The organism is Promicromonospora sp. NPDC057138 (assembly GCF_042670845.1).
Lineage (GTDB): Bacteria > Actinomycetota > Actinomycetes > Actinomycetales > Cellulomonadaceae > Promicromonospora.
Genome location: NZ_JBHUUX010000015.1, coordinates 23,704 through 42,489, shown reverse-complemented (window position 1 = coordinate 42,489; position 18,786 = coordinate 23,704). Strand labels below are relative to the sequence as shown.

The following is an 18,786-nucleotide window of genomic DNA, read 5'->3' as shown; positions in this document are numbered from 1 at the left end:
ATGATCACGACAGGAAGAACGGCGTGACAAGACCAAGCAGCGCGAGCACCTCGATGAACGCGAGGCCCGTGAACATCGTGGTGCGCAGCTGGCCGGCCATCTCGGGCTGGCGCGCGATGCCCTCGATCGTCTTGCCGAAGAGAATACCGAGGCCGATGCCCGGGCCGATGGCGGCCAGGCCGTAACCGACGGTCGAGAGGCTGCCGGTAACTTCGGCGAGGGTGGTTGCGTCCACTGGATTTCCTTCCGTTGGGCGCCCGTCCGGTGCGGGCCGGGCGTCTCATCTCTGACTGTTCAGAATCAAGCAGATGGGAGGCGAGCGCGGTGCCGCGCCGCCGGGGTCGGTCCGGCGGTCAGTGCTCCGACTCGACGGACATGTTGATGTACAGGGCGGTGAGGATCGCGAAGACGTAGGCCTGCAGCACGCCGACGAAGATCTCCAGGAGCGTGACGGCGAACCCGCCGGCGAAGGTGACGACGCCGAACAGCTTCATGCCGCCCGCTGCCTCGAGGAGCAGGAAGTTCGTCGCGGCGAAGGACAGGGCGAGCATGAGGTGCCCCGCGATCATGTTCGCGAGCAACCGGATCACGAGAGTCACGGGCCGGATCACGAAGACCTGGAGGAACTCGACCGGGGTGAGCAGCACGTACAGCGGCGCGGGCACGCCCGGCGGGAAGAGGCTGGTCTTGAGGAATCCCCCGAAGCCGTGCTCCCTGAAACCGGCGGCGAGATAGGTGACGTACACCCAGGCCGCGAAGACTATCGGCAGGCCGATCAGGCCGGTGCTGGCGATGTTGAGCCCCGGGATCACACCCGTGAGGTTGAAGAAGAGGATCGCGCAGAAGATCGTGGTGATCATGGGCACGTACTTGCGCCCGCGCTCCTCACCGAGGACCTCGTACACCAGCGAGTTGCGGCAGAAGTCGAGGACGTACTCGATGGCCGCCTGGAACCGGCCCGGCACGACACGTGCCCGGCGCGCCGCGATGACGAACACCAGGAGCAGGGCGAGCGCTGCGATCAGGCGAACCAGCATGAGACGGTTGAGCTCGAACGCCGTACCTTCGAACAGAACCGCCGGGGGGTAGAAGTCCGCGATCGACGGCGCATGGAAGCCGCCCTCGCCCTCGCCACCAGTAGCGGCAGCAAGAACTACGGAGTTCACAAGCGTGGACAGGATGACTCCCAGGTGGTCTGAGGCCCGGGTACGCACACCGCCGGAGGGGGCGGTACGGGCGCACCATCGGGCCTGGCCGTCATGGATTCAGTCGTAGCCTAACCTATCTTTTGCCCTGATCCGACCGAAGAACGGCCTGGCACGGCGCCTTGTGACGTATTGCGCAATCGCCGCGCGCGATTCAGTCGCCCACGTAGGGGACGCGGCCGTTGCGCACCGCCCGGTAGTCGAGCAGGGCCGTGCCGATCGCGCCGATCGCCACGACTCCGAGCACCACCCCGCGGACGCCGGGGGTCAGCCACTCGTCCACGGTGCCCTTGAGCACCGTCAGCACCGCGATCAGGACGACCACCTTGGCGATCCAGCTCCCCATGACCACCGCCGCGAGCGTCGGCAGCGGCTTGCCCACGGTGGCCCACATCGACCACACGGTGGTGCCGCAGAACACGGCCACGACCCCGGCGCCGATCAGGGCGATCACCAGGCCCGGCAGGCCCCCGACCAGGAAGCCGACGACCGAGCCCAGGACCGCCAGGCCCGCGACCAGGATCAGGCCGTCCCGGGCGGCGGAGCGCAGCACCGCGCGCTCGGCGGCGCTGGCGTCGCCGTCGGACTTCGGGACGACGGGATTCTGCTCGGTCATTCGACGGTCTCCTTGGTCTTGGGGGCGGCGCTCCGGCGAGCGGCGGGCTGCGGGACGGTACCCCGCGAGGTCGCGCTCTGCGCCGAGGTGCTCGGCGCCGGCGCGCTCGGCGCCGGGGTGCTCCGCTTCGGTGTGCTCGACGTCGACGCGCTCGGCGCCGGGGTACTCGGCGCCGGGGCGCTCTGCGCTGCCGCGGCGGGCTGCGGGACGGCGGTCGGGGCTCCGACCGCTGCCGGGACCTTCGGCACCTGGCCGGAGAGCGCGACGTCGTCGTCCAGGAACCGGCCGCGGTGACGCAGCGGGCCGAGGGTCGCGAGCAGCGCGAGCACGACGAACACGGTGGTCCAGACCAGCACGATCTCCCACTCCCACTGGATCAGCGCGGCGGCGCTGAACGCGAAGACGGCAGTCCACACGTACAGGATGACCACGGCGCGGCGGTGGGAGTGGCCCAGGGCCAGCATGCGGTGGTGCAGGTGCATGCGGTCGGGCGCCATGGGCGACTTGCCGGCGGCCAGGCGCCGGATCACGGCCAGGCCCATGTCGAGCAGCGGCAGCATGAGCACCGCGACCGGGAGCAGCAGCGGGATGAACGCGGGCAGGGCCTGCGCGCCGGTCATGACGTCCGGCTGGACGTTGCCCGTCACGGTGATCGCCGCGCCGGCCATGACGAGGCCGATCAGCATGGAGCCGGCGTCGCCCATGAAGATGCTCGCCGGGTGGAAGTTGTGCGGCAGGAACCCGATGCACACGCCCACCATCACGGCGAGCATCAGCGACGCGAGGCTCGCGTAGTCGTCAGGCGACGCCTGCTGGGTGAGCCCGTACGTGTACAGGAAGAACGCGGAACCGCCGATGGCGATGATGCCCGCGGCCAGCCCGTCGAGCCCGTCGACGAAGTTCACCGCGTTCATCGCGATCACGACCACCAGGACCGTCACCACGAGCGACGTGCGCGACGACGTGATGGTCAGCCCGCCGATCGGCATCGTGATGAGCTGGACGCCCTGCAGCGCCATGAAGCCGGCGGCCAGCACCTGGCCCGCGAGCTTGGTGACCCAGTCGAGGTCCCACTTGTCGTCGGCCCAGCCCAGCGCGCACACGATCGCGGCGCCGCCGACGATCCCCCATGCCTGGCGGTCCACGAAGACCCCCGACAGGAACGGCATCTGCGAGGCCAGGAGCACCGCGACGACGATCCCGATGAGCATGGCGAGCCCGCCCAGGCGGGGCGTCGGCACCAGGTGGACGTCGCGGGACCGCACTGCCGAGATGGCCGAGGACTTGAGCGCCACCCAGCGGGCAAAGGGCGTGGTGAGGAACGTGACCGCGGCGGCCACGAGCATAAGGAGCAGGTACACCCTCACTCGTCGTCCTCCGGGGCACCGGCCGGGGGCTCGCTCGGGTCGTCCTCGGGGGCCACCTGGGGACCTTCGACGTCGGTCACCTCGCGCAGCGCCTCGAGCGTCACCGCGCCCTCGCGGACTATCCGCAGGGTCGGGCCCGTGGCGTCCACGATCGTGGAGGCGACGCCGCCCGGCGCCTGCCCCCCGTCGAGGTAGACGGACACCGAGTCGCCGAGCTGGCGTTCGGCGTCCGCGACGTCCTGCGCGGCCGGGCTGCCCGACTTGTTGGCGCTGGACACGGCCAGCGGGCCGGTGCGCTTGAGCAGGGCGAGCGCCGCGGGGTGGTCCGGCATGCGCAGGGCTACCGTGCCTCCCGTGTCGCCGAGGTCCCACTGCAGCGACGGCTGCGCGCGCAGGATGACGGTGAAGCCGCCGGGCCAGAAGGCCTCGACGAGCCGGCGGGCGTCGTCGGGCACGTCGGTGGCCAGGCCGTCGAGGGTCGCGACCTCCCCCACCAGGACCGGCGGCGGCATCTGCCGGCCGCGGCCCTTGGCCGCCAGCAGGGCGGCCACGGCTTCCTCGTCGAACGCGTCGGCGCCGATGCCGTACACGGTGTCGGTGGGCAGGACGACGAGGCCACCACGGGAGATCGCGTTCACTGCCTCGTCGATCGCGGGGCCCCAGGTCTGCGGGTCGGTGGCGTCGAGCACGGGCTGCACAGGCACACTCACGCGGACCAGTCTTTCACGATCCGGGCCCGAGGCGATGCCTTCGTCGCCTGGGACCGGCGCTCCGCTCCGGGCGAGTGCCTCGCAAGCTCGGCCCTCACCCTGCGCTGCGCTCTGTTCCCAGGCGGCGCGCGACGACCATGCGGGGCCGGCCCGTCAGGTCCTTGCGGGTCTCGGGCTCCCCGAACACCGGCCGCCCGTCGGCATCGCGGGCCGCGGCGACCATCTCCCGGGCCGCCTCGGCCTGGACCTCGGCGTGCTCCATGACATAGAGCCCGCCGGGCCGCAGCAGGCGTGCCGCGGCGTCGGTGATGCCGCGCGGCACCTCGAGCCCGTCGGGACCCAGCCCGTACAGGGCGACGGCAGGGTCGTGCTCGGCGACCTCCGGGTCCATGGGCACGGCGTCGGACGGCACGTACGGCGGGTTCGACACGACGACGTCGGCCATCCCGTCGATCCCGTACAGCGCAGTGCGGGCGTCGCCCTTGACGAGGCGCACTATCCGCTGGGGCGGGTCCTGGTCCTGGGGCGTGGCGCCGGGGTCGAGGCCCGCGGCGACGGCGCTCAGGGCGTCGACGTTGCGCTCGGCCCAGGCGTGCGCGTCCTTGTCCAGCTCGACGGCGTGCACCCGCGCGCCGGGCACCTCGGTGGCCACGGCCAGCGCGATGGCGCCGGACCCGGTGCACAGGTCGACGACGACGGCGCCCGCGCCGTCCCGCTCGGCGATGACTTTGGCCGCCTCGTCGATGGCCACCTGCGCCACCTCCTCGGTCTCCGGCCGGGGCACGAAGACCCCGGGGCCTACCGCCAGCTCGAGGTGCCGGAACGCGGCGACGCCGGTCAGGTGCTGCAGCGGCTCGCGCGCCGCCCGCCGGGCGATGAGGCCCTCGAAGGCGCGCGCGGCGTCGTCGGGCACCTCGCGGCCGAGGACGGCCAGCCGCCGCACCTCGCCGCGGTCCACCCCGAGGGCGTGCGCGAGCAGCGCCTCGGCATCGGCCTGAGGCGACGCCACCCCGGCGTCAGCCAGCTCCTCATGGGCCCACTTCAACAGCTGTGTACTCACCGCGCTTCTCCGACCACTAGCCCAGCCTGCCGCTCATCCGCCCCGGCAGGCAATACCGGCTGCAATACGTCCCGCTGGACCGCTCGGACCGGGGCGTCAGGCACCGGAAGCCGCCGCGAGCCGCGCCGCCTCGTCGGCGTCGATCGCCGAACGCACCACGGGGCCCAGGTCGCCGTCCAGCACCTGGTCGAGGTTGTACGCCTTGAACCCGGTGCGGTGGTCGGCTATCCGGTTCTCGGGGAAGTTGTACGTCCGGATCCGCTCGGAGCGGTCGACCGTGCGCACCTGCGAGCGGCGCAGCTCGGCGGACTCGGCCGCCGCAGCCTCCGCCTGCGCCGCCAGGAGGCGGGCGCGGAGCACGCGCATCGCCTGCTCGCGGTTCTGCAGCTGCGACTTCTCGTTCTGCATCGAGACGACGATGCCCGTGGGCAGGTGGGTGATGCGCACCGCCGAGTCCGTGGTGTTGACGGACTGGCCGCCCGGCCCGGACGACCGGTAGACGTCGATGCGCAGGTCGTTCTGGTCGATCTCGAGCTCCCCCGGGTCGTCGACCTCGGGGAACACGAGCACGCCGGCCGCCGACGTGTGGATGCGGCCCTGCGACTCCGTGACCGGCACCCGCTGCACGCGGTGCACGCCGCCCTCGTACTTGAGGCTGTGCCAGACGCCGTCCTCGGGCCCCTGGACGTTCTTCGCCTTGATGGCGACCTGCACGTCCTTGTACCCGCCGAGGTCGGACGCGGTGGACTCCAGGAGCTGCGTGGACCAGCCGCGCTGCTCCGCGTAGCGGAGGTACATGCGCAGCAGGTCGCCGGCGAACAGCGCCGACTCCTCGCCGCCCTCACCGGCCTTGATCTCGAGGATGACGTCGCGGCCGTCGTCGGGGTCGCGGGGAACCAGCACGCGGCGCAGCTTCTCCTCCGCCGCCGCCTCGGCCTCCCTGAGGCTCGGCAGCTCCTCGGCGAACGACGCGTCGTCGGCGGCCAGCTCGGCCGCTGCCTCGGCATCGTCGTGCGCCTGCTCCCACGCGCGATAGGCGCCCACCACCTGGTTGAGCTCCGCGTACCGCCGCCCGAGCGTGCGGGCGCGGCCGGGATCGGCGTGCACCGCGGGGTCGGCGAGGGCCGACTCGATCTCGGCGTGCTCGCTGATCAAGGGCCCGACCCCGGCAAACGCTGACTCGGTCACAGTTCTCCTAGCTACGGCAGCCGTTGAGTGCTGGGTATTTGTCGTCTCAGCGGTGCCAGGACGACAAATACCCAGCACTCAACGAAGGGATGGAAGCTGGTGGGGAAACGACAGCGCCGGTGGTCCGCGCCCGACTGCCCCTGGAGAGGTTGTCGGGCCGGACCACCGGCGCTGCGAAGTCGCTACTTGTCGGCGGTCTTCTTGCCGTAGCGCGCCTGGAACCGGGCCACGCGGCCACCGGTGTCCATGATCTTCTGCTTGCCCGTGTAGAACGGGTGGCAGGCGCTGCAGACGTCGGCGCTGATCTTGCCGGACGTCTCGGTGCTGCGCGTCGTGAACGTGTTACCGCAGGTGCAGGTGACCTGGGTGACGACGTACTCGGGGTGGATTCCAGCCCTCATGTTGCTCCTTGGTGTGATGCCGCTGGGTCGTCCTGCGGAAGAGCAGGGACGTGAACCAGCGAGCCAGCCAATCATTCTGCCACTACCTCGCCCGTGCGGGCGAGGGAGACTGGTGTGACGTGGGTCGGTGCGGCTTCCGAGCCGGAGGCTCAGACGGTCTCGCCGACGTTCTCGTCCTCCGTCAGACCGCCCGGCGTCGTCTTCTGCACGTGCAGCAGGAACTCGACGTTGGTCTTGGTCTTCCGGAGCTGGCCGAGCAGGAGCTCGGCGGCCTGCGTCTGGTCGAGCGCGCCCATGACGCGGCGCAGCTTGTAGACGATGGCGAGCTCGTCCTTCGACATGAGGATCTCCTCGCGCCGGGTGCTCGAGCCGTTGACGTCGATCGCCGGGAAGATACGCTTCTCGGCCAAGGACCGCGAGAGCCGTAGCTCCATGTTGCCGGTGCCCTTGAACTCCTCGAAGATCACCTCGTCCATCTTCGAGCCGGTCTCGACCAGCGCGGTCGCCAGGATGGTCAGCGAGCCGCCGTCCTCGATGTTGCGGGCCGCGCCGAAGAACTTCTTGGGCGGGTAGAGCGCCGCGGCGTCCACACCACCGGACAGGATGCGGCCCGACGCCGGGGCGGCCAGGTTGTAGGCGCGCGAAAGACGGGTGATGCCGTCGAGCAGCACCACGACGTCCTGGCCCAGCTCCACGAGACGCTTGGCCCGCTCGATGGCGAGCTCGGCGACCAGCGTGTGGTCCGAGGCGTGCCGGTCGAACGTCGAGGAGATGACCTCACCCTTGACCGAGCGCTCGAAGTCGGTGACCTCCTCAGGACGCTCGTCCACCAGCACGACCATGAGGTGGACCTCAGGGTTGTTGGCGGTGATCGCGTTGGCGATCTGCTGCATCATCAGCGTCTTGCCGGCCTTGGGCGGCGCGACGATGAGGCCACGCTGGCCCTTGCCGATCGGCGCGACGATGTCGATCACGCGCGGCGTGAGCTTGGTCGCCTCGGGGTTCTCCAGGCGCAGACGCTCCTGCGGGTAGAGCGGCGTCAGCTTGGTGAACTCGGGGCGCTCGAGCGCCTCGTCCGGCGTCATGCCGTTCACGGAGTCCAGGCGCACCAGGGCGTTGAACTTGTTCACGCGGGCGTTCTTGGCGGCGGGCTGCTGCGGCGGCTCCTCGCCGTCGCGCGGCTGGCGCACGGCCCCGACGACGGCGTCGCCGCGGCGCAGGCCGGCCTTCTTGACCTGGTTCAGCGACACGTAGACGTCGTTGTTGCCGGGCAGGTAGCCCGAGGTCCGCACGAACGCGTAGTTGTCGAGGATGTCGAGGATGCCAGCGACGGGCAGCAGCACGTCGTCCTCGCGCACCTCGACGTTCTCGAGACCCGCGACGTCCGGTCCCTGGCGGCCGCGGCCGCGCTTGCGGTCCCGGCCCCGGTCGCGACCCCGGCGGCGGCGCGAGTTGCGGTCGTCGTCCAGGTCCGTGGTGCGGTCGGTCGTGCGGTCGCTCGCGCGATCGTTGGTCCGCTCGGCGGTGCGGGTGGTGCCGCGCTCGTTCCGGTCTGCGGTCCGCTCGGCGCCGCGCTCGCTCGCTCGCTCGTTGCTCCGGGCGTTCTGCCGGCCGTTGCTGGACTGGCCGTTGCGGCCCTTGTCCTCGGCGTTCCCCTCGGGAGCGCCCTGGCCACGGCCCGCACGGCGTCCACCCTGCTCGCGCGGGGCCGCTACGGCGTCCGCGAGCTGTGCCAGGCGAGCGGCCTTCTCGGCGTCCGGGCTCGCGTCGGCGCGCACGCCCGAGGTGGTGACCTCGGCGGCTGCGACCGGCGCCTCGGCGCGGGCGGGCTTTTCGTTGTTGGTGGGCTGCTCCGCGTTGCTGGTGGGCTGCTCCGCGGTGGAAGCTGCACGGCTCGGACGCTTCGTCGCGCCGCCCGTCTTCTCGCGGATGGTGTCCACGAGGTCGCTCTTGCGCATCCTGGAGGTGCCCTTCACGCCCAGGTCTCCGGCCAGTGCCTGGAGCTCGGCGAGGCGCATGCTGCTCAGCGCTCCGGTCCCGGCCGTGCGGCCAGCGGTTGACTGAGCGTTTTCGGTGGTGTCTGTCACGAAGGACCCTTCCCCCTCGAACTGCGGCTGGTCGCGTGATCGCGGGCCGCGGGATGTTGGGCGCCCGGCGCTGAATGGCCGGAGCGCGGAAAACCTCGCATCAGTGGTACGACGACGGCTGACGGGGGCGTTGTCTGCCTTCTCGCGAGATGCGGTGGCCGTTGGTCACGGCCTGCAACGGGCACGGCTGAGCAGCTGAGGCTCTACTGGTTCAAGAACTCTCTGCCGGATCAGGCGGTGAGGAACCGATGTTGAATCCGAGTTCCCGCCACCATGGCTCAGGACGTGCGATCCCGAAGGTTCACTGCATACTACCACCCCGTACTGCTGGCGATCCTGGTACGACATGACTCCCGGTTGCACCTGACGAGCCGGACGATAGCGCACCAGTGTTTCCGGTAATCCTCCTGGCGCGTGCACCGGTCAGGTCGATCCCCGGGCTCAGCCGTCGCCAGCCCGCCGTCTCGTCCACGAGGTCCGCCAGGACGGCGTCGCGACGGGCCCGGTGCTCCGGCCCGGCGAGCACCAGGACCGTCGGCCCGGCACCGGAGATGGTGGCGGGCACGCCCGCGTCCCGCAGGGCCCGCAGGAGCTCGCTGGAGGCCCCCAGGACGGCCGCGCGGTAGGACTGGTGCAGGCGGTCCTCCGTGGCGTCGAACAGCAGCTCCGGACGGCGGGCCAGCGCCTCCACGAGCAGCGCCGCCCGGCCCGCGGTGAACGCGGCGTCGGCGTGCGACACCCGCGCGGGCAGCGCGGCCCGCGCCCGGGCGGTCGCCAGCCGGGCGTCCGGGACCAGCACCGTGGCCTCGATCGACGGGTCGACGTCCAGGCCGACGGCGCGCGGGCCGTCGTCGGTGGTCCAGGCAACGGTGGCGCCGCCCTGGATGGCAGGCGCCGCGTTGTCGGGGTGGCCCTCGAACTCGGTGGCCAGCGCCAGCACCGTGGCGGCGTCGACGGCGCGCGGCTCGGCCAGCAGGGCGCGCGCGGCGACGATCCCGGCCACCACCGCGGCCGACGACGACCCCAGCCCCCGGCCGTGCGGGATCACGTTGTGGCACGTCATGTGGATGCCGGTGGGCACGGCGCCGGCCAGGTCCATGGTGCGCCGCAGCGCCCGGACGACCAGGTGGTCCTCGCCGAGGGAGACCTCCCCGGCGCCCTCACCCTCGACCTCGACCACCACCTCGTCGGCCGCCACGAGGCGTACCTCGACCTCGTCGTACAGGGCGAGGGCGAGGCCGAGGGAGTCGAACCCCGGGCCCAGGTTCGCGCTCGTGGCGGGCACCCTGACCCGCACGTGGTCGGCGCCGAGCTGCATCAGAGTGAGAGAGCGTCGGCGATCGACACGACGTCGGCGGACACCCGCACGGGCTCCACGTCGCCGCCGTCGGGCGTCCGGAGCGCCCAGCTCGGGTCCTTGAGCCCATGGCCGGTCACCGTGATGGTGATGCGCGCGCCGGCGGGCACCAGGCCGCGCTCGTGGCGCGCCAGGAGGCCCGCGACGCCGGCCGCGGAGGCCGGCTCGACGAACACGCCCACCTCGGCCGAGAGGATCCGGTGCGCGGCGAGGATCTGCTCGTCCGTCACGGCCTCGATGACGCCGCCGGACGCGTCCCTGGCCTCCTCGGCGAGCTCCCACGAGGCGGGGTTGCCGATCCGGATCGCGGTGGCGATGGTGTCCGGCTCGTCGATCGGGTGTCCCTTCACGATCGGGGCGGCGCCTGCGGCCTGGAAGCCCCACATCGCGGGGGTCCGGCTCGCCACCCCGGCGTCGGCGTACTCCCGGAAGCCCTTCCAGTACGCGGTGATGTTGCCGGCGTTGCCGACGGGCAGCAGGTGGATGTCCGGGGCGTCGCCCAGCGCGTCCACGATCTCGAACGCTGCGGTCTTCTGGCCCTCGATGCGGTCCGGGTTCACCGAGTTCACGAGCTCCACCGGGTGGGTGTCCGCGAGCTTGCGGGCCGCGACGAGGCAGTCGTCGAAGTTGCCGTCCACCTGCAGCAGGCGCGCGCCGTGCGCCACCGCCTGGCTGAGCTTGCCCATGGCGATCTTGCCGTCCGGCACGAGCACCGCGCAGACCATGCCCGCGCGCGTCGCGTACGCGGCGGCCGACGCCGACGTGTTACCCGTCGACGCGCACACCACGACCCGGGCGCCGCGCCCCGCGGCTGCCGAGATGGCGGTGGTCATCCCGCGGTCCTTGAACGAGCCGGTCGGGTTCATGCCCTCGACCTTGACGTAGACGTCGGCGCCCGTGCGCTCGGACAGCGCCGGGGCCGGGACCAGCGGCGTGCCGCCCTCGCCCAGCGTCACGATCTTCTGCTGCACGTGGGCGGGCAGGCGGTCGGCGTACTCCGCGATCACGCCGCGCCACAGGCGCGAGGTGGGGGCCGCGCCGGGGGTTGCGGACGGGAGGTTCGGTTCAGCAGGCAGTACGGGCACGGTTCAGCCTTCGACTCTCAGGACGGACGTGATCTCGCGGACCGGCTCGAGCTTGCGCACGGCAGCGATGGTGGCGGCCAGCGACGCCTCGCGGGCGCCGTGGGTGGTCAGGAGCAGCTCGGCCGTGCCCTCGGAGGGGCCGGTCTGGCGCACGGTGTCGATCGAGACGCCGTGGTCGCCCACCACGCCGGCGACCTGGGCGAGCACGCCCGGCAGGTCGGCGACGAGCAGGCGGACCTGGTAGCGGGTCACCGCGGCGTCGGCAGGCAGCAGGGGGCGGGCCGCGTAGGTCGACTCCTGCGGGCCCTTGCCGCCGAGCACGCGGTGGCGCGCCGCCGCGACGACGTCGCCCAGGACCGCCGACGCCGTGGGCCGGCCGCCGGCGCCCTGGCCGTAGAACATGAGTGGGCCCGCGGCGTCGGCCTCGACGAAGATCGCGTTGAACGCGCCCTTCACACCCGCCAGCGGGTGCTCGAGCGGCACCAGCGCCGGGTGCACCCGCACGGAGACGCCCTCGCCGGTCTGCTCGGCGATGGCCAGCAGCTTCACGGCGTGGCCGGTCCGGGCCGCCCAGGCGACGTCGTCGGACGTGATGCCCGTGATGCCCTCACGGGCGACGTCGTCCGCCGAGACGCGGGTGTGGAAGGCGAGGCTGGCGAGGATCGCGGCCTTCGCGGCGGCGTCGTACCCCTCGACGTCGGCAGTCGGGTCCGCCTCCGCGTAGCCGAGCTCCTGCGCCTGCTTGACCGCCTCTTCGAGGTCGAGGCCGCTCGTGGCCATCTGGTCCAGCACGTAGTTCGTGGTGCCGTTGACGATGCCCAGGACGCGGCGCACGTGGTCGCCCGCCAGGGACTCCCGCACGGGACGCACGATCGGGATGGCGCCCGCGACGGCGGCCTCGTAGTAGATGTCGACCCCCGCGGAGTCGGCGGCCTTGTAGAGCGTGGGGCCGTCGGCGGCCAGCAGCTCCTTGTTGGCCGTCACCACTGCCGCCCCGCCCTCGATGGCGCGCAGCAGCAGCCCGCGCGCGGGCTCGATGCCGCCCATCACCTCGACGACGATGTCCGCGCCGTCCACGAGCGACTCCGCGTCCTCGGTCAGGAGGTCGCGCGGGACCGCCGGGTCGCGGGGCCGGTCCGCGTCGCGGACCGCTATCCCGGCGAGCTCCAGCGGGGCGCCGACCCGGGCGGCGAGGTCCGCGCCCTGCTCCAGGAGCATCCGGGCCACCTCCGTGCCCACGACGCCACAGCCGAGCAGGGCTACGCGCAGCCCGCGTGCGGGCTCGGGGACGTGGACAGGCACGGCGATCCTGCTTTCGTTGGGGGGAACGGTCCGGTCCGGCGCAGGTCCACACGGGAGTTCCGGACGATGCGATCAGGCTACCCGGAGCCTCCCACACTGACTCACCTGTCTCACCCCGGGGTCTGTCGAAGTAGAGCGGGTGTCCGAGGCTCCCTGGAGTGACCAGGGAGTCTCGGACACCCGCTCTACTTCGACAGACCCGGGGGAAGGAGGGGGTCAGGTTTCGTTGACGCCGTGGCAGACCTTGTACTTCTTGCCCGAGCCGCACGGGCACTGCGCGTTGCGCGGCGTGCCGGGGAACGTGCGGCCGTCGCTCGTCGCGGCGGTCGCCTCGCCGTGCAGCGCGGCGCGGCGTCGGGCGCCGTCGGGCGACTGCATGAAGGCCGAGCCGGTGCCGTCCTCGTTCGGGGCCGAGTACGTCAGCGGCTGCTGCCGAGGCGTGTCCAGGCCCTTCGCGAGCAGGATCGGCTCGGTGGCGGCGCCTGCCGCGCGGCGCTGCCGGGGCGGAGGCGCCTGGCCCGGCTGGCCCTGCCGCGGCAGGGAGGCGGGCTGCACCGCGGGGATCTGCGCGGTCGGCGGGGCGTCCGGCTGGCCCGTGCCCAGGCGGCCGCGCGGCGGGACCGGCCCGACCGCCGGCAGCTCGGAGCCGCCGTCGACGGCCTGCTCCGCGCCGGGCTGCTGGACCGTGACCTCGAGGTTGAACAGGAACCCTACCGACTCCTCCTTGATGGCGTCGGTCATCGCCTGGAAGAGCTGGAAGCCCTCGCGCTGGTACTCGACCAGCGGGTCGCGCTGCGCCATGGCGCGCAGCCCGATGCCCTCCTTGAGGTAGTCCATCTCGTAGAGGTGCTCGCGCCACTTGCGGTCCAGCACCGACAGCACCACGCGGCGCTCGAGCTGGCGCATGGCCGGGGACGTGAGCTCTTCCTCGCGGGCCTCGTAGGCCACCCGCGCGTCGGACAGGATCTCGTCCAGCAGCATCTCGCCGGTGAGCCGGTCGATCCCGCCGGCCTCCTCGGCGACCTCGTCGGGCGTCAGCGACACCGGGTACACGGCCTTGAGCGCCGTCCACAGGCCGTCCAGGTCCCACTGCTCCGGGTGGCTGCCGTCCGCCGTCGCGTTGGTCACGTACTCCGTGATGGTGTCCGTGAGGAAGTGCTGCACCTGCTCGCGCAGGTCCTCGCCCTCGAGCACGCGCAGGCGCTCGGCGTAGATCACGCTGCGCTGGCGCGAGAGGACGTCGTCGTACTTGAGGACGTTCTTGCGGATCTCGAAGTTGCGGGCCTCCACCTGGCCCTGCGCGGACATGATGCCGCGGGTGACCATCTTGGACTCCAGCGGCATGTCGTCCGGGAACCCGGCGCGGTTCATCATCGACTCGGCGAGACCCGAGTTGAACAGGCGCATCAGGTCGTCCTGCATCGACAGGTAGAACCGGGACTCGCCCGGGTCGCCCTGCCGGCCGGAGCGGCCGCGCAGCTGGTTGTCGATACGGCGGGACTCGTGGCGCTCGGTGCCGAGCACGTACAGCCCGCCGGACTCCTTGACCTCGTCGTGCTCCGCCGCGACGCGCGCCTTCGCCTTCTCGAGCGACTCGGGCCAGGCCGCCTCGTACTCCTCCGGCGTCTCGACCGGGTCGAGGCCCCGCTCGGCGAGCTCGGCCACCGCGAGGTACTCGGCGTTGCCGCCGAGCATGATGTCGGTACCGCGGCCGGCCATGTTGGTGGCGACCGTGACGGCACCCTTGCGGCCCGCCATCGCGACGACCGCGGCCTCGCGCTCGTGCTCCTTCGCGTTGAGCACGTTGTGCGGCACGCCGGCCTTCTTCAGCTTGGCGCTCAGCAGCTCCGACTTCTCGACGCTGGTGGTACCCACCAGGACCGGCTGCCCGTAGGCGTGCCGCTCCAGGATGTCGGCCACGACGGCGTTGAACTTGCCGTCCTCGTTCTTGTAGACGAGGTCGGGCTGGTCAAGGCGCTGCGGCGCCCGGTTCGTCGGGATCGGCACGACGCCGAGCTTGTACGTGCCCTGGAACTCGGCGGCCTCGGTCTCGGCAGTACCGGTCATCCCGGAGAGCTTGCCGTACAGGCGGAAGTAGTTCTGGAGGGTGATCGTGGCGAGCGTCTGGTTCTCCGCCTTGATCTCCACCCCCTCCTTGGCCTCGATGGCCTGGTGCATGCCCTCGTTGTAGCGCCGGCCCGCGAGGATACGGCCCGTGTGCTCGTCGACGATCATGACCTCGCCGTTCAGCACGACGTAGTCCTTGTCGCGCTTGAACAGCTCCTTCGCCTTGATGGCGTTGTTCAGGAACCCGATCAGCGGCGTGTTGAGCGACTCGTAGAGGTTGTCGATGCCGAGGTAGTCCTCGATCTTCGCGATGCCCGGCTCGAGCACGCCGACCGTGCGCTTCTTCTCGTCGACCTCGTAGTCCACGGTGGGCACCAGGCGGCGCACGACCTTGGCGAACTCGTTGTACCAGCGGTTCGCGTCGCCGGCCGCGGGGCCCGAGATGATCAGCGGCGTACGGGCCTCGTCGATGAGGATCGAGTCCACCTCGTCGACGATGGCGAAGTTGTGGCCGCGCTGCACCAGGTCGTCGACGGACCAGGCCATGTTGTCGCGCAGGTAGTCGAAGCCGAACTCGTTGTTCGTGCCGTACGTGATGTCGGCGGCGTACATCTCGCGCCGCTGCGCCGGTGTCTGGCCCGACAGGATCACGCCCGTCGTCATGCCCATGAACCGGAAGACACGGCCCATCAGGTCGCCCTGGTACTTGGCCAGGTAGTCGTTGGTGGTGATGACGTGGACGCCGTCGCCCGTCAGCCCGTTGAGGTACGCGGCGGTCGTCGCCACCAGGGTCTTGCCCTCACCGGTGCGCATCTCGGCGATGTTGCCGAGGTGCAGCGCCGCACCACCCATGATCTGGACGTCGAAGTGCCGCTGGCCGAGCGTGCGGTGAGCCGCCTCGCGGATCGCCGCGAACGCCTCCGGCATCAGCTCGTCCAGGGTCGCGCCGTGCTCCAGCCGTTCCCTGAACCGTGCGGTCTCCTCACGCAGCTCGGTGTCGCTCAGCTCGACAAAGCTGGGCTCCAAGCGGTTCACCTGCTCAGCCACGGAATGCAGCTTCTTCAGGACACGTCCTTCGCCTATGCGTAGGACCTTGTCGAGGATGGACACGCGGGTTCTCCCAGCTCGAGGTCAAGTTTCGCCGTCGTCCATCGTAGGCCGTAAACCTGGGCACGTGGCCCCAAAGACCGACGGCGGACCGGCAGGTTCGCTCCAGGGGTAACGTCAGCGAGGCTCGCCGAGTTCCGTCGGGGTCCGCGACGGCGCGTCGGCGAACGGTCCCGATGCCGCCGGACGTTCCGCCTGCGCGTCCCGGCGTTCCGCTTGCACGTCGCGCATCCCCTCGGCCACGGTGTAGCCGAGCGCCGCCTCTGCCGCCTCGTCGGCGAGCGCCTGACCGGCGGTGCCGTACAGGTGGAACACCGCGTCGGCGCCGTGCCGTTCGAGCTCGGCCGCGTCGTCGTCGTACCGCGCGACGGCGGCGACCGTGCCCTCGAAACCGCTCGCCCGGAGCTGGGACAGCGCGATGAGGTTGGCCGCGTGGAAGGGCATGGCCAGGATCGCGAGCCGGACGGCGCCGGCGCTGCGCACTCGGCCCCAGAACTCGATGTCGGTGGCGTCGGCCTGCACCACGGTGAAGCCCTCGGTACGCAGGGTCGCGACACGAGCCGGGTCGTGCTCGACCCCCACGACGTTCATGCCGTAGTCCTCCCGCAGCTGGCGGACGGCGCCGCGGCCCACGCGCCCCATGCCGAGCACCAGCGCCTCGGCGCCGGACACGTCGATGAGCCGCTCCTCGCGGTGCAGCCACTCGTTGGGCTTGGACGGGAAGCGCTTGGCGAGCGCAACCGCGTACTCGTTGCCGCGGGTGTTGACCGCCGAGGACAGCACGAAGCTCGCGGCCACGGCGACGGCGAGCACGACCAGCCACTTCTCGTCCAGCAGCCCGGTCTGGGAGCCGACCGCCACGACGATCAGGCCGAACTCGGAGTAGTTGGCCAGCACGAGGCCCGAGAGGATCGCCGTCCGCTTGCGCAGGCGCATCAGGCGCAGGAGCACCGCCGTCACTATCCCCTGCAGGGGCAGCATCAGCAGCAGGAGCAGCCCGATCGCCGCGGCCTGCCAGCTGAGCTCGCCGGAGAAGCCGATCGACACGAAGAAGCCGACGAGCAGCAGCTCCTTGACGGTGAACAGGTTGCGCGACAGCTCGGTGGCCGCCGGGTGGCCGGCCAGGAGCATGCCCATGACGAGCGCGCCAAGGTCGCCCTTGAGCCCGACGGCGTCGAACAGGGCGTACCCCGGGCCGAGTGCGACGGCCACGCCAAACAGCGCCTGCAGCTCGCCGTGGCCCACCTTCGACCACACCTTGCGCAGCAGCCAGGCCCCCGGGATCAGCAGCACGAGGGCGAACGCCCACGGGCCGGGCGGGTGGTCGGAGGACACGGACAGGAAGACGACTGCGATCAGGTCCTGCATGACCAGTACACCGATGGCGATCCGGCCGTAGAGGGCGGACTGGTCGGAGCGGCCGTCGAGCACCTTGACCACGAACACCGTCGAGGAGAACGACAGGGCGAGCCCGAGCAGCGCGAGGACACCCAGGCCGTCGCCGTCGAGCAACGAGAACCCGATCACCGCGAGCAGGCCGAGGAATCCGACGGCGATGGCGACGCTCATCACGAGGTGCGCCATGGTGGTCAGCCACACGTCCTTGCGCAGCAGCGTCTTGACGTCGAGCTTGAGCCCGATGCCGAACAGCAGCAGCGTTACGCCCAGGTCGGCCAGGGTCTCGAGGTAGCTCGGCGCGGCCATACCCGCCGCGTGGAGTGCGAACCCGGCCACCAGGAATCCCACGAGGGGAGGCAGCCGGAGCAGCACCGCCCCGAGCCCGGCCGCGACCGTAGCTGCCAAGAGGATCGCCGCGGTGACCATGCCCCGAGTTTAGTTGCCGCGTGTTTCACGAAATGGACGTCGCCGCTCGCAGTGCGGGCGAAAGAGCGCCCTTGGCCTCGACAGTCACCCCGTCGAGCCCGAGCCACCGCGCCATTTCGCGGAGCTCCGCCGCGAGGCGTGCCGGGGTGTTCTCGGTCAGGGACGCCTCGGCGTGCGCCGACTGCACACGCAGCAGCCCGGCCGCGCGGTCCGCCTTGAGGTCGACCCGTGCGGTGAGCTGCGAGTCCTCGAGGAACGGCAGCACGTAGTACCCGTCCACGCGCTGCGCCGCGGGGGTGTAGATGCCGATCCGGTAGCGCATCCCGAACAGGCGCTCCAGCCGCTTGCGCTCCCACACCAGCGGGTCGAACGGCGCGAGCAGCGCCTGGCCCGCGGCCCGCCGCGGGCGGGCGGCGTCGCGGTGCAGGAACCACTGCTCGGAACCACCTCGGACCGTGGCGGGCAGCAGCACCCCGTCGTCCACGAGGTCGGCCAGGGCCTGGTCCGCCACCGGTCCCTTGAGCCGGTAGTAGTCCTTGAGGTCGCGCGCGGTGCCGATCCCGTGCGCTCGCGCGCCGAGCTCGAGCAGGGCCTTCTTCGCCTCCGCCTCGGGCAGCTCCCCGAGGGCCGACGGCGGCAGCACGCGCTGCGGCAGGTCGTACAGCCGCTCGAACTGCGCGTTCCGCCCCGCCGAGACCACCTCGCCCGTGAAGAACAGGTGCTCCACCACCCGCTTCTCGGTGCTCCGGTCCCACCACGTGCCCCGTTTGTGGCGCACGGAGCGCCCCTCCGACACGAACCGGTCATGGATCTGGGAGGCCGACAGCGGTCCCTCCGCGGCCACCAGGCTGCGCACCTCCTGGACCTGCGGCGCGTCGGGCAGCCGGACGCCGTCCAGCTCCCGCCAGTCGTACTCCTGCGCGAACCACCGGCGCCGGAAGGCCAGGAGCGGCCAGGCGCGTGGCGGCACGTAGGCCGCGACGTGCGCCCAGCTCTCGACGAGCCGGCGATCCTCGGCCGCGCGCCCGCCGCTCCGCAGGGCGTACCTGCCCGACGCCGTGGCGCGGTCGAGCAGACCCGTGTCGTACGGGCCCAGCCGGGAGAACAAGGGCAGCAGGTGGGCCCGCGCGAGGACGTTCACCGAGTCGATCTGGAACAGGCCCAGCCGGTCGATCACGGCCTGCACGTGCCGCATGGTGCGCGGCCCGTCGGCGCGGGGGCGATGGAGGCCTTGGGCCGCGATCGCCACGCGGCGGGCCTGATCGAGAGAGAGCGAGATCGGTTGCACGGACCCCATCCTGCCCGCCACCACTGACACTCCCCCCGTCCCCGTTGAGTGCTGGGTATTTGTTGGATTGAGGCGCCTCATCCCACAAATACCCAGCACTCAACGGGGACGGGGGGTTGGGG

At 71.6% G+C, this 18,786-nt stretch carries 15 protein-coding genes; all 15 read right to left on the bottom strand.

Annotated elements, in window-relative coordinates; genetic code table 11:
* Positions 1-4: 4 nt before the first annotated feature.
* The 15 genes from atpE to ACFT2C_RS11405 all read right to left on the bottom strand — a co-directional run bounded on the left by atpE (position 5) and on the right by ACFT2C_RS11405 (position 18,673).
* Positions 5-235: an ATP synthase F0 subunit C gene (gene atpE, locus ACFT2C_RS11475; protein WP_377207177.1), complete on the bottom strand. Its 231-nt coding sequence runs from the start codon at positions 233-235 to the stop codon at positions 5-7.
* A 118-nt stretch (positions 236-353) separates the two neighbouring features.
* Positions 354-1,166 (bottom strand): F0F1 ATP synthase subunit A, encoded by an 813-nt coding sequence (atpB, locus tag ACFT2C_RS11470; protein ID WP_377207176.1) that lies wholly within the window; start codon positions 1,164-1,166, stop codon positions 354-356.
* A 193-nt stretch (positions 1,167-1,359) separates the two neighbouring features.
* Positions 1,360-1,821: a hypothetical protein gene (locus tag ACFT2C_RS11465; RefSeq protein WP_377207175.1), complete on the bottom strand. Its 462-nt coding sequence runs from the start codon at positions 1,819-1,821 to the stop codon at positions 1,360-1,362.
* Positions 1,818-3,182, bottom strand: coding sequence for an undecaprenyl/decaprenyl-phosphate alpha-N-acetylglucosaminyl 1-phosphate transferase (locus ACFT2C_RS11460; RefSeq protein WP_377207174.1), 1,365 nt, complete (start codon positions 3,180-3,182; stop codon positions 1,818-1,820). Before ACFT2C_RS11460 ends, ACFT2C_RS11465 begins: the two co-directional genes overlap by 4 nt.
* A gap of 2 nt (positions 3,183-3,184) precedes the next feature.
* On the bottom strand, positions 3,185-3,892 hold the full coding sequence (locus ACFT2C_RS11455; protein WP_377207226.1) for an L-threonylcarbamoyladenylate synthase: 708 nt from the start codon (positions 3,890-3,892) through the stop codon (positions 3,185-3,187).
* Between the two features lie 100 nt (positions 3,893-3,992).
* Entirely contained in the window at positions 3,993-4,958 is a 966-nt protein-coding gene (prmC, locus tag ACFT2C_RS11450; protein WP_377207173.1) for a peptide chain release factor N(5)-glutamine methyltransferase, read from the bottom strand.
* A 96-nt stretch (positions 4,959-5,054) separates the two neighbouring features.
* A complete protein-coding gene (gene prfA, locus ACFT2C_RS11445; RefSeq protein ID WP_377207172.1) occupies positions 5,055-6,146 on the bottom strand; it encodes a peptide chain release factor 1 in 1,092 nt (363 codons plus the stop codon).
* Between the two features lie 182 nt (positions 6,147-6,328).
* Positions 6,329-6,547 carry a 50S ribosomal protein L31 gene (gene rpmE, locus ACFT2C_RS11440; protein WP_253837736.1) on the bottom strand — a complete coding sequence of 73 codons (219 nt, stop codon included), beginning with the start codon at positions 6,545-6,547 and terminating at the stop codon, positions 6,329-6,331.
* A 149-nt stretch (positions 6,548-6,696) separates the two neighbouring features.
* Entirely contained in the window at positions 6,697-8,634 is a 1,938-nt protein-coding gene (gene rho, locus ACFT2C_RS11435) for a transcription termination factor Rho (protein ID WP_377207171.1), read from the bottom strand.
* A 301-nt stretch (positions 8,635-8,935) separates the two neighbouring features.
* Positions 8,936-9,952, bottom strand: a complete 1,017-nt coding sequence (gene thrB, locus ACFT2C_RS11430; protein WP_377207170.1) for a homoserine kinase — start codon at positions 9,950-9,952, stop codon at positions 8,936-8,938.
* A complete protein-coding gene (gene thrC, locus ACFT2C_RS11425) occupies positions 9,952-11,067 on the bottom strand; it encodes a threonine synthase (protein ID WP_377207225.1) in 1,116 nt (371 codons plus the stop codon). Before thrC ends, thrB begins: the two co-directional genes overlap by 1 nt.
* A 12-nt stretch (positions 11,068-11,079) precedes the next feature.
* Positions 11,080-12,378: a homoserine dehydrogenase gene (locus ACFT2C_RS11420; protein WP_377207169.1), complete on the bottom strand. Its 1,299-nt coding sequence runs from the start codon at positions 12,376-12,378 to the stop codon at positions 11,080-11,082.
* A 216-nt stretch (positions 12,379-12,594) separates the two neighbouring features.
* Positions 12,595-15,555, bottom strand: coding sequence for a preprotein translocase subunit SecA (gene secA / locus ACFT2C_RS11415; RefSeq protein WP_377207168.1), 2,961 nt, complete (start codon positions 15,553-15,555; stop codon positions 12,595-12,597).
* 114 nt (positions 15,556-15,669) lie between these two features.
* Positions 15,670-17,376 (bottom strand): cation:proton antiporter, encoded by a 1,707-nt coding sequence (locus tag ACFT2C_RS11410; protein WP_377207167.1) that lies wholly within the window; start codon positions 17,374-17,376, stop codon positions 15,670-15,672.
* Positions 17,377-17,401: 25 nt separating this feature from the next.
* Positions 17,402-18,673, bottom strand: a complete 1,272-nt coding sequence (locus ACFT2C_RS11405; protein ID WP_377207166.1) for a winged helix-turn-helix domain-containing protein — start codon at positions 18,671-18,673, stop codon at positions 17,402-17,404.
* Between the last annotated feature and the right edge of the window lie 113 nt (positions 18,674-18,786).

Bases quoted from the DNA above. Each gene is read 5' to 3' on its own strand.
- ACFT2C_RS11465 (WP_377207175.1), bottom strand. From the start codon at position 1,821: ATGACCGAGCAGAATCCCGTCGTCCCGAAGTCCGACGGCGACGCCAGC.
- ACFT2C_RS11410 (WP_377207167.1), bottom strand. From the start codon at position 17,376: ATGGTCACCGCGGCGATCCTCTTGGCAGCTACGGTCGCGGCCGGGCTC.
- rpmE (WP_253837736.1), bottom strand. From the start codon at position 6,547: ATGAGGGCTGGAATCCACCCCGAGTACGTCGTCACCCAGGTCACCTGC.
- thrB (WP_377207170.1), bottom strand. From the start codon at position 9,952: ATGCAGCTCGGCGCCGACCACGTGCGGGTCAGGGTGCCCGCCACGAGC.
- ACFT2C_RS11405 (WP_377207166.1), bottom strand. From the start codon at position 18,673: ATGGGGTCCGTGCAACCGATCTCGCTCTCTCTCGATCAGGCCCGCCGC.